Consider the following 10,202-nt stretch of genomic DNA (forward strand, 5'->3'; position numbering starts at 1 on the left):
CGTTCGAGTGCACTCCATGTCCTGGCTGACCGACCTGAAATTGAAGACCAAGCTCCTTTCGGCTTTCTGTCTGTGCGCGCTGATCACCGTGGTGGTGGGTGTACTGGGGCAGAGCGGTATTTCCCGGCTGTATGAACTGTTTGAAAACACGGTGAGCGACAATCTGGTGTCGATCGCCAAGGTCGATTCGGTGAAGGCCAACGTCATCGCCACCAACCGCGACTTTTTCAAAGCCATCGGACTGAGCGCACTCAAGGCCAACCCGGACGACATCAACGCAGCCATCCAGTCTCTAAAGGAAAACCAGGCCCAAGCCGAGACCGACTTCAAGACCTACCGCGCCACGCCACTTGATCCGGATGAAAAAGCCGCAGGCGATGACTTCGAACGCGACTGGGCCGCTTACATCAGCGCCGCCCTCAATGCGCTGTCTGTGGCGCAGAGTGGCGACCTTGAGCAAGCCAGCAAATTGGCCGCCACCAGCGTAACGCCTAGCTATCGCAAGACCATGGGCGAGCTGAAAATCATGATCGAATCCAACCTGCGGCAAGCCAATGAACAGGCCCAGCAAGGCATCGAAACGGACAAGCAGGTGACGTGGATTCTGATCATCGGTTCGTTGATCGCGGTGGTGTGCGCCATTGCGTTGGGGCTGATCGTCACCCGCATGATCACCCGGCCGATCTATCAATCCGTGACCAGCGCCACCCGAGTGGCGGGCGGTGATCTGAGCCAGGCCATCGCGGTCGGCGGTCAGGACGAAACCGGCCAGTTGCTCAAGGCGCTGTCCAACATGCAGGGCAGCCTGAAGGGCACGGTTCAGCAAATCGCCACCGCTTCGGATCAACTGGCGTCCGCCGCTGAAGAACTGACCATGGTGACCGACGACAGCACCCGCGGGCTAATGCGTCAGAACGATGAAATCCAGCAAGCCGCCACGGCCGTCAACGAGATGACCGCTGCGGTGGAAGAAGTGGCGCGCAACGCCGCGAGCGCTTCGCAGGTGTCTGCGCAGACCTCCGAAGATGCCATCAAGGGCCAGCAACAAGTGCAGCAGGCTGTCACCGCGATGAACACCATGACCGTGGAAATCACCGAATCGACCCAACGCGTCGAAGCGCTGGCCGGGCAGATCCGCGACATCACCAAAGTCCTCGACGTGATCCGCGGTATTGCCGAGCAGACCAACCTGCTGGCGCTCAACGCGGCCATCGAAGCGGCCCGCGCCGGCGAGCAAGGCCGTGGCTTTGCGGTGGTGGCGGACGAAGTACGTGCCCTCGCCCACCGCACTCAAACCTCCACCGGCGAAATCGAATCGATGATCACCAAGGTGCGCAATGGCGCCGACGAAGCCGTGCAGGCCATGGGCAAGAGCCAGGCAATCGCCGTGCACACCCAATCATTGGCCACCGAAGCCGGCCACGCACTGGAACGCATCAGCGAAGGCGTCAGCCAGATGAACGAACGCAACCTGGTGATCGCCAGCGCAGCGGAGGAGCAGGCGCAAGTGGCCCGCGAAGTGGACCGCAACCTGGTGAACATCCAGGACCTGTCGACCCAAACCGCAGCCGGTGCCAATCAGACCAGCGCGTCGAGTCAGGCGTTGTCGCGGCTGGCCGTTTCCTTCCACTCCATGGTGGGCAAATTCACCCTGTAAACGGCTTGGCGTTTCGGCGCCCGGCCAGCCAATCGCCACCCTGAGACAAAATGGCGTATTGACTAATTTGACACCCGATTTGTCGAAAATGACATTTCGGGTACAATCCCCGCCCGCCGCAGGGGATGGACCTGATGACCAGGTCCTGCGGTGGATGATGTTTACTCAAGCTGCTGATTCCAATGATCGAATAAAAAGCACAGCACCGAGGGACATAGAACACGAGGTCGACCTTTTCACTGGCCTTTTGACCCTTCCTCCTCGTTTTCCGAGAGCGAAGCCTGTCTGACGTTCGCGCCGCACACTGGCGCCCGGCATCGCAGGACGTTGCGCGACGATTGCTGCAGGCGGATAACTTTCTATCTATTGGATGATTCGATGTTCAAGAAAACGAGCACCGCTCTACTGGGCCTCGCGATTTCGGCCACCTTCCTGCAAGCCCATGCCGCAGAAAGCAAGAAAGTCGATGTACTGCTGATCGGCGGCGGCATCATGAGTTCGACCCTGGGCGTCTGGCTCAATGAACTCGAGCCGAGCTGGTCGATGGAAATGGTCGAGCGCCTCGACGCCGTCGCCGAAGAAAGCTCCAACGGCTGGAACAACGCCGGCACCGGTCACTCCGGTCTCGCCGAGCTGAACTACACGCCTGAAGACAAAGACGGCAAGGTCAACATCTCCAAAGCCATCGAGATCAACGAAGCCTTCCAGGTCACCCGTCAGTTCCTGTCCTGGCAGGTCCGCCAGAACGTCCTGAAGAACCCGCCTTCGTTCATCAACACCACACCGCACATGAGCTTCGTGTGGGGCGATGACAACATCAAATTCCTGAAAAAGCGTTATGACGCGCTGCAAGCCAGCCCGCTGTTCCGCCCGATGCAGTATTCCGAAGACCCGGCACAGATCGCCAAGTGGGTCCCGCTGATGATGGAAGGCCGTGATCCTGCGCAGAAGCTGGCGACCACCTGGACGCCGATCGGCACCGACGTCAACTGGGGTGAAGTCACCCGCCAGTACGTGTCTTACCTGCAGACCCGCCCGAACTTCGATTTGAAGCTGTCCAGCGAAGTCAACGACATCACCCGCAACGACGACGGCTCTTGGCACGTTGAGTACAAGAACCTGAAAGACGGCACCACCACCGGTACCGACGCCAAGTTCCTGTTCATCGGTGCAGGCGGCGGCGCATTGAAGCTGCTGCAGAAATCCGGCATTCCCGAAGCTCAGGACTACGCAGGCTTCCCGGTTGGTGGTTCGTTCCTGGTGACCGAGAACCCGACCGTTGCCATGCAGCACATGGCCAAGGCCTACGGCATCGCCTCCACCGGCGCGCCGCCCATGTCGGTTCCGCACCTGGACACCCGCGTGCTGGACGGCAAGCGCGTGATCCTGTTTGGCCCGTTTGCGACCTTCTCCACCAAGTTCCTGAAAGAAGGTTCGTACTTCGACCTGTTCAGCAGCATGACCACCCACAACATCTGGCCGATGACCAAAGTGGGCGTCGAGCAGTACCCGCTGGTGGAGTACCTCGCCGGTCAGTTGATGCTGTCCGACGACGACCGCTTCAAAGCGCTGCAGGAATACTTCCCGCACGCCAAGAAAGAAGACTGGCGCCTGTGGCAAGCCGGTCAGCGCGTGCAGATCATCAAGCGTGATGCCGACAAGGGCGGCGTGCTGAAACTGGGCACCGAAGTCGTTTCTTCCCAGGACGGCACCATCGCTGCCCTGCTGGGCGCATCGCCAGGCGCGTCGACCGCTGCACCGATCATGCTCAACGTCCTGGAAAAGCTGTTCAAGACCCAGCTCGCGACGCCTGAGTGGCAAGCGAAGGTCCATCAGATCGTGCCGAGCTATGGCACCAAGCTGAATGACTCGCCAGCCGCTGTTCAGCAAGAGTGGAACTACACCGCCGAAGTACTGCAACTGGGCAAACCGCCAGTGCTCGATCAGAGCGTCGGCACCAGCACTGCCGCGCCGGGCAAGCCTGCTGAAAGCAAGCCCGCCAGCGACATGGCGCTGTAACAACGCCTGACCGGTTTGCATCTACTCTGATGCGGCTGTTCACGAAAGCCACGAGACAGCGCGTCTCGTGGCTTTTTATTGCCTGTTGAACAGCCCACGGCCGCCCGACGCACGTTGTGACGTTCATCAGCGCTTGAAGACGTGAAAATGAACGGCAAGCGCTTGCGCTGTGTCCATCCTATGGAACCATTCAGGAAGAAAGGTATGGACGCTAAAAACACGCAAGTGATGAGGGATGTCATCGTGATCGGTGGTGCGCAAGGCGCCACGGAAGCCCTGCGGCACCTGCTCGTCAAGCTACCGAAAGATTTTCCCGCTGCCGTGCTCATCGTGATTCACACGAACCCGACAGGTCCGGACTACATGGCGTCGGTGCTCGGTCGCTACTCGACGCTGCCTGTCGGCTACGGCAAAGAAGGCGAGCCGGTACTGCCTGGCCGTGTGTACCTGGCACCTCCTGACCGGCATCTGGAGATCGTCCCCCCCGGGATCATTCATCTAGACGACGGCCCCAAGCTGCACCTCGCACGTCCTGCCGCCGATCGCCTGTTCGCCACAGCTGCCGACGTATTTCGCGAGCGGGTGATCTGCCTCGTGCTGTCAGGCGGCGATTCCGATGGTGCGGATGGCGCGGTAGAGGTCAGGAACGCCGGCGGGTTGAGTTTCGTGCAGCGTCCCGAGGAAGCGCCCGTGCCCAGCATGCCGATCGAGACGATGCGCAAAACCGTGTTGAGCCCTCAACTGAGCGCGGAAGAAATGGCAGACGCGCTGATCAAAGCGGTCGGCAGCGTCCACAGCTGACTATTAAAGGAGGCCAATGAGCATGCCAGGAGGCGAACAGCATCCACCGCCGTCAGGCGCCTTCGATCTATTGGACTTGGGCCCGGGGCGCAACACGGCCGTCTTTCGCCTCACCCTCGCATTCATGATTCTGGTGCTGCTGACGTTCGTTTCAGTTGAGGGGTGGCGCGCGTGGCGCGATTACAACCACGCCTACGACTTCGCCCGGGACTCGGTCACCAACCTGGCCCGTGCCACGGCGCAGCACGCGGAGGACGCCATCAGGCAGGTCGACATCCTGACCTTCGCCATCGGTGAGCGTGTCGAGGGCGATGGACTGGCCAATATCGACGTTCCACGTATCCACGCCCTGATGATGCAGCAATCCAGACTCATGCCTCAGCTTCACGGGTTGTTCATCTACGGCGCCGACGGGCGATGGATCGTGACCGACAAAGACGTGACCCCGGACACCGCAAACAACGCAGACCGGGACTACTTCAACTATCACCGCACCCATACCGATCAAAGCGTGCGCATCAGCAACGTGGTCAAGAGCCGCTCCACCGGCGAGTTGATCATCCCCGTCTCCCGCCGGCTGAACAATCCTGATGGCTCGTTCGCGGGCGTGCTGCTGGGGACTATCAAGCTCAGCTACTTCATGGATTATTACGGCGACTTCAAGATTGATGATCGCGGCGCGCTGGTGCTGGCGATGCGGGACGGCACGATCCTGGTCAGGCGTCCGTTCATGGATTCCGTGGTGGGGCAAAGCCTGGCCGACAGCGAGATCTTCAAACGCTACCTGCCGACCGCCAATGAAGGGACTGTGGAGATCAAAGCGGTGGTGGACGGCACGTACCGGTTGTACGGCTTTCGTGCGCTGTCGAGTTATCCGCTGGTGGTCGCAGCCGGGCTGTCAAGAGAATCCTTCGTCGGGCCGTGGCGTCATGACCTGCTCAAGTCCGGACTCGTGCTGTTGGTCCTGATCGCCGGGTTTATCGGATTTGCCTACATCGTCCTCACGCAGTTGCGCGGCCGCATGGCCATGGAGAGCGAGATTCGCCTCGCCCATCAGGCGGTCAAAGACATGGCGCTGACAGACAGCCTGACCCGACTGGGCAACCGGCGGCGACTCGACATGGCGCTCAACAGCGAGATCGGCCGCGCAAAACGACAGCGTTACCCGCTCGCCTTGATCATGCTCGACATCGATTACTTCAAACGCTTCAACGACCGCTACGGCCATGCGGCAGGTGACGACTGTCTCCAGCAGGTCGCGCAGGCCATCAGCGGGGTGTTGAAACGCCCTGCCGACCTCGCCGTTCGCTACGGTGGCGAGGAATTCACCGTGCTGCTTCCGGACACCGACATTCAGGGCGCGGGCCTTCTCGCCGAGGACATTCTGCAGGCCATTCGGGGGCTCGCGCTGGCGCACGCCGATCACCCCGAGCAGATTGTCACTGCAAGTGCCGGCGTCACAGCCAGGTTCCCTGCGATGGAAGACACGACGCCTGCCGGCATGATCAAAGCAGCGGATGCCTATCTTTATTACGCGAAAAATAATGGTCGCAATCGGTGGTACGCGGATCAGCACACTCAAGCGAGCGCGCGCGCATAAACGAGGGAGTGTTTCGAATGGCCGGGTGACCGAGAGGTTTTATGTGAGAGATAACGTGCTGAAGCGGGAGGAGTAGATCAGATATGTCCCCTGCAGGAATCGAACCTGCATCTAGCCCTTAGGAGGGGCTCGTTCTATCCGTTGAACTAAGAGGACACCAAAACAGACGGCGTGCATCTTAACGACAAGGCGCTGGCTTGTCATGTCGTCATTATCAACAGGGGCCGTAGGATGCTGCCTGCCAGTCACATCAGAGGGTTATCGTGCAGAATGCAAGGGCGGCCATGGGCCATATTGCAAATCGCAACCCTACAATCCCTAAAATGCGATCTATGCTATTGGTTTATAAGGGATTTATCCGCCATAGAGATTGGCACGCAGACTGCACTAGTTACCTTCGCGAATCACCCCTCTGAACGCCGTCCCAGCGAAGGTACCCGAGATGAACATGACACTGTCCCTGCTCAACGCTGCCGCGCTTGTCGCATTGGTCGCCTTTCATTTTCAGGGTGATGGCAGCCAGTCAGAGGCGGTGAAATCAGAGACCGTCGCCGTCCAGGCTCAGCCTCATTACCTCCTGCAACAGACCCCGCGGTTCGCAGCCATGCCAAGCCAACTCACAGAAGCCATTCTGGCCCATGACAATGAAGAAGCCGTGCCGGTTATCCGCTCGGAACGCTGGGTGTTTTGATCAGCAGTCACTGTCAGTCATTCCAACGGCTCCGACCCGCCCTCTGTCAGAGAGCACCCCATTAGAGAGCAGCTATGTCCAAAGCAGCAATTTCGTTCCTGATCCTGGCCCTGATGGCTATCGCCGCAGACCAGCTCATGGATCCGTCAATGGAAACCCTGAGCACCTTGGCTAAAGCAGCTGCCGGTATTTTCGCCAGCCTGTTCGTGGCAGCGCTGTTCGTGGGCCGCCGTATCAAGTTCGATCCGGTATTACGCCAGGCCAAGCCCTGAGCGCTCGCTGATCTGGCGCCAAGGGAATCGCCATCTCTCCGGCAGCTTTCCTGAAGCGTGAGCTGCCTCGAAGCATTCGACCCTTCGTCTCTTTCTTGACTGGCCCCTCGTATTATCCTCACTCTCCCACTACGCTGGAGACAGATAGCCATCACGGCGTCGTCCAGCGCTGCCGGGATGTTCATTATCCACTTTGCAAACCAGAACGCATTTCGGATAATTGGTGCTGGCTAAAAGCCTTTATCTAGTTCAATATTTGTCACACATTTGACGCCAAGGATCCGACGTATTGATGCAGGATGGCGGTCCTTTATGCGGGTGGTTGAACATTTCAGCTAAAAGACAGTCAGAGCATGACATCTCGCGGCCTAATGCAAGAACCGCCTCTCTCTTTGAACTAATTCGGTTAAATATATGAGCCCTATGAAACAGGCCAATTATTCCAGTCGCACAGCTGACAAGTTCGTAGTTCGTCTACCGGAAGGCATGCGCGAGCGTATTGCGGACGTTGCCAAACATCATCATCGCAGCATGAACTCGGAAATTATTGCGCGTCTTGAGCAGAGTCTGATTCAGGAAGGTTCACTGGGTGACGAGCCAAGTCTGCGCCTGGACAGCCCTGAGCTTTCGCTTCACGAACGCGAGCTGCTGCAGCGCTTCCGTCAGTTGGCTCACCGCCAGCAGAACGCACTGGTTTCCCTGATTGCACACGACACTAGCCTGGCAAACGACGACAAATAAGTCGTTTAAACCAGAGACTTGAAAGCCAGCGCTCTGCTGGCTTTTTTGTGCCTGAAATTAATGCCGCCGGTGTTTCGCGCCCATTAAAAAACCGCCCTGAAGGCGGCTTTGCTTGAACCGTGGGGGTCAGAGTAAAAATAATGTCGCCAGCCCGAGAAAGATGAAGAACCCGCCGCTGTCGGTCATGGCCGTGATCATCACACTGGCGCCCATCGCCGGATCGCGACCGAACCGCGCGAGGGTCATCGGGATCAACACACCCATCAATGCCGCCAGCAGGAGATTCAATGTCATGGCGACGGTCATCACCACCCCAAGGGACCAGCTGTGATACAGCAGATAAGCGACGATCCCTATCACCCCGCCCCACACCAGGCCGTTGATGAGCGCGACGCCCAGCTCCTTGCGCATCAGGCGTGAGGTATTGCCGGTGTTGACCTGATCGAGGGCCATGGCCCGAACAATCATTGTGATGGTCTGATTGCCCGAGTTACCCCCAATCCCTGCCACGATCGGCATCAATGCTGCAAGCGCCACCAGCTTCTCGATGGAGCCTTCGAACAGGCCGATCACCCGCGAGGCGAGAAAGGCGGTAATCAGGTTGACGGCCAGCCAGGACCACCGGTTGCGCAGGGATCGCCAGACGGAGGCGAAGATGTCCTCCTCCTCCCGCAAACCCGCCATGTTGAGCACTTCGGTCTCGCTCTCCTCACGGATGAGGTCGACCATCTCATCGATGGTCAGACGGCCGATCAGCTTGCCGTTCTTGTCGACCACCGGGGAGGAAATCAAGTCGTAACGTTCGAACGCCTGGGCGGCTTCATAGGCATCGCCATCTGGATGGAAACTCACCGGATCACTGGCCATGACCTCTGACACTTGCTTCTCGGGGTCGTTGACCAGCAGACGCTTGATGGGCAGAACGCCCTTGAGTACGCCATCGGAGTCAACCACGAACAGTTTGTCAGTGTGACCGGGCAGCTCTTTCAGACGGCGCAGATAGCGCAGAACGACTTCCAGGCTGACATCCTCGCGGATGGTCACCATCTCGAAGTCCATCAGGGCGCCGACCTGCTCCTCGTCATAGGACAGGGCGGAGCGCACGCGCTCGCGCTGCTGGCTGTCCAGCGCCTCCATCAGCTCATGGACAACATCGCGCGGCAGCTCTGGCGCAAGGTCGGCGAGCTCGTCGGCGTCCATTTCCTTGGCGGCGGCCAGCAGCTCGTGATCGTCCATGTCGGCGATCAGGGTTTCCCGAACGGAATCGGACACTTCGAGAAGGATGTCGCCGTCACGCTCAGCCTTCACCAACTGCCAGACCGTCAGACGGTCTTCGAGGGGAAGTGCTTCGAGGATATAGGCAACGTCGGCGGAGTGCAGGTCGTCGAGCTTACGCTGCAGCTCGACGAGGTTCTGCCGGTGAACGAGGTTCTCGACGCGATCCTGGTGCTGGCCTTCCTGACGGTGTGTCAGGTCTTCGACGATACGCTGACGTTGCAGCAAGTCGATGACTTGGGCGAGACGATCCTGAAGGCTTTCCTGCGTCTTTTTTACTTCGATTTGGGTCATAGGCGAACTCCACTCCCAGCAGTGGAACCCGCCAGAAGATCAATCAGTCGATTCTTGATTGGTGAAACTTAGTGTTGAGTTGCTACTGGGTAAGTCCATGGAGGTAGTCCACAAGCCCCGGCGGGGCTGACGGGCGCAATCATACACCGCTTGCCGTGGCGGGAGGCTAAAAATTCAACGTGAAACAATCGGTTGCAACACAACCTTCATCGCTGTCCGAGTCAGTGAGATCGCCCGGTCACATCCGGTGAACAAAACCCGCTCGCCGCGAGAAATCCTCATCGCTACCCTTCTCGGACACTGGTCAGGGAGGACATCGCGATGCCGCTGAACACTGAAAAGCTCTTCATCACCCTGCTGCTGTTTTCGCCACTCGGCGCAGGCGCCACCACCGTCAATCGCTGCCAGGATCAGAGCGGCAACGTGACGTTCACCACACTGGCTTGCCCCAGCGGGCACACGACAGCGGCGCAGGGTATCAACCCGGCTTCAGGCACGACCTTCGCAGTCCCTCCTCCGCCTGCAAAAACGGACACCCTGCAAAAGCGCAAAAGTAACGAAGTGGTGGTCGTGGGTCAGCGCGATGATGGTTGCGGAAATATCCTGAGTGCGGAGCAACGGCGCAAGGCGATCATCAATCAGCAGACGCCAACGGGAATGAGCAAACGCGACGTCGAAAACTTGCTAGGGCGACCGGAAAAGATCATCAGCCGTAACGCTGAAGTTCGTTATGTGTATGAGGAGAAGAAGGGACGCAGCAGACAGGTGTCATTCGATGAACACGGCTGTGTAAAAGGCAAACGCTAGAAAGCAAAAAGCCCGCATTTGCATGCGGGCCTTTCGTTTTATGGT

General features: G+C 58.9%; 9 protein-coding genes and 1 tRNA gene. 8 read left to right on the forward strand and 2 right to left on the reverse strand.

What is annotated here, in order from left to right:
• The first annotated feature begins 16 nt into the window (after positions 1-16).
• The 4 genes from AC07VF_RS21555 (at position 17) to AC07VF_RS21570 (ending at position 6,077) form a co-directional block, all read left to right on the forward strand.
• Entirely contained in the window at positions 17-1,657 is a 1,641-nt protein-coding gene (locus tag AC07VF_RS21555) for a methyl-accepting chemotaxis protein (RefSeq protein ID WP_495010008.1), read from the forward strand.
• Between the two features lie 378 nt (positions 1,658-2,035).
• On the forward strand, positions 2,036-3,676 hold the full coding sequence (mqo, locus tag AC07VF_RS21560) for a malate dehydrogenase (quinone) (RefSeq protein WP_495010007.1): 1,641 nt from the start codon (positions 2,036-2,038) through the stop codon (positions 3,674-3,676).
• 204 nt (positions 3,677-3,880) lie between these two features.
• Entirely contained in the window at positions 3,881-4,477 is a 597-nt protein-coding gene (locus tag AC07VF_RS21565; RefSeq protein ID WP_346625424.1) for a chemotaxis protein CheB, read from the forward strand.
• A 22-nt stretch (positions 4,478-4,499) separates the two neighbouring features.
• Entirely contained in the window at positions 4,500-6,077 is a 1,578-nt protein-coding gene (locus tag AC07VF_RS21570) for a sensor domain-containing diguanylate cyclase (RefSeq protein ID WP_495010017.1), read from the forward strand.
• 84 nt (positions 6,078-6,161) lie between these two features.
• Here AC07VF_RS21570 and AC07VF_RS21575 read toward each other — a convergent pair.
• Positions 6,162-6,233: transfer RNA gene (locus AC07VF_RS21575), tRNA-Arg, on the reverse strand.
• Between the two features lie 286 nt (positions 6,234-6,519).
• Here AC07VF_RS21575 and AC07VF_RS21580 point away from each other — a divergent pair.
• The 3 genes from AC07VF_RS21580 (at position 6,520) to AC07VF_RS21590 (ending at position 7,781) form a co-directional block, all read left to right on the forward strand.
• Positions 6,520-6,768 (forward strand): hypothetical protein, encoded by a 249-nt coding sequence (locus AC07VF_RS21580; RefSeq protein ID WP_495010006.1) that lies wholly within the window; start codon positions 6,520-6,522, stop codon positions 6,766-6,768.
• A gap of 74 nt (positions 6,769-6,842) precedes the next feature.
• Complete coding sequence (locus AC07VF_RS21585) at positions 6,843-7,040, forward strand: PA3371 family protein (RefSeq protein WP_192171011.1); 198 nt, start codon at positions 6,843-6,845, stop codon at positions 7,038-7,040.
• Positions 7,041-7,454: 414 nt separating this feature from the next.
• Positions 7,455-7,781 (forward strand): Arc family DNA-binding protein, encoded by a 327-nt coding sequence (locus AC07VF_RS21590; protein WP_192171010.1) that lies wholly within the window; start codon positions 7,455-7,457, stop codon positions 7,779-7,781.
• A gap of 126 nt (positions 7,782-7,907) precedes the next feature.
• On the opposite strand, the gene mgtE is transcribed toward AC07VF_RS21590, so the two are convergent.
• The gene (gene mgtE / locus AC07VF_RS21595; RefSeq protein ID WP_192171009.1) at positions 7,908-9,350 is read right to left on the reverse strand and encodes a magnesium transporter; all 1,443 of its coding nucleotides are present in this window, start codon (positions 9,348-9,350) and stop codon (positions 7,908-7,910) included.
• Between the two features lie 321 nt (positions 9,351-9,671).
• Between mgtE and AC07VF_RS21600 the strand changes: the two genes are divergently transcribed.
• On the forward strand, positions 9,672-10,157 hold the full coding sequence (locus tag AC07VF_RS21600; protein ID WP_495010005.1) for a DUF4124 domain-containing protein: 486 nt from the start codon (positions 9,672-9,674) through the stop codon (positions 10,155-10,157).
• Positions 10,158-10,202 lie beyond the last annotated feature (45 nt).

The organism is Pseudomonas sp. GW821-FHT02H06 (genome assembly GCF_059421525.1).

Excerpts from the sequence above, each read along its gene's own strand:
- AC07VF_RS21590 (WP_192171010.1), top strand. The coding sequence starts at position 7,455 with ATGAGCCCTATGAAACAGGCCAATTATTCCAGTCGCACAGCTGACAAG.
- AC07VF_RS21570 (WP_495010017.1), top strand. The coding sequence starts at position 4,500 with ATGCCAGGAGGCGAACAGCATCCACCGCCGTCAGGCGCCTTCGATCTA.
- mgtE (WP_192171009.1), bottom strand. The coding sequence starts at position 9,350 with ATGACCCAAATCGAAGTAAAAAAGACGCAGGAAAGCCTTCAGGATCGT.
- AC07VF_RS21585 (WP_192171011.1), top strand. The coding sequence starts at position 6,843 with ATGTCCAAAGCAGCAATTTCGTTCCTGATCCTGGCCCTGATGGCTATC.
- AC07VF_RS21555 (WP_495010008.1), top strand. The coding sequence starts at position 17 with ATGTCCTGGCTGACCGACCTGAAATTGAAGACCAAGCTCCTTTCGGCT.
- AC07VF_RS21580 (WP_495010006.1), top strand. The coding sequence starts at position 6,520 with ATGAACATGACACTGTCCCTGCTCAACGCTGCCGCGCTTGTCGCATTG.
- AC07VF_RS21565 (WP_346625424.1), top strand. The coding sequence starts at position 3,881 with ATGGACGCTAAAAACACGCAAGTGATGAGGGATGTCATCGTGATCGGT.
- mqo (WP_495010007.1), top strand. The coding sequence starts at position 2,036 with ATGTTCAAGAAAACGAGCACCGCTCTACTGGGCCTCGCGATTTCGGCC.
- AC07VF_RS21600 (WP_495010005.1), top strand. The coding sequence starts at position 9,672 with ATGCCGCTGAACACTGAAAAGCTCTTCATCACCCTGCTGCTGTTTTCG.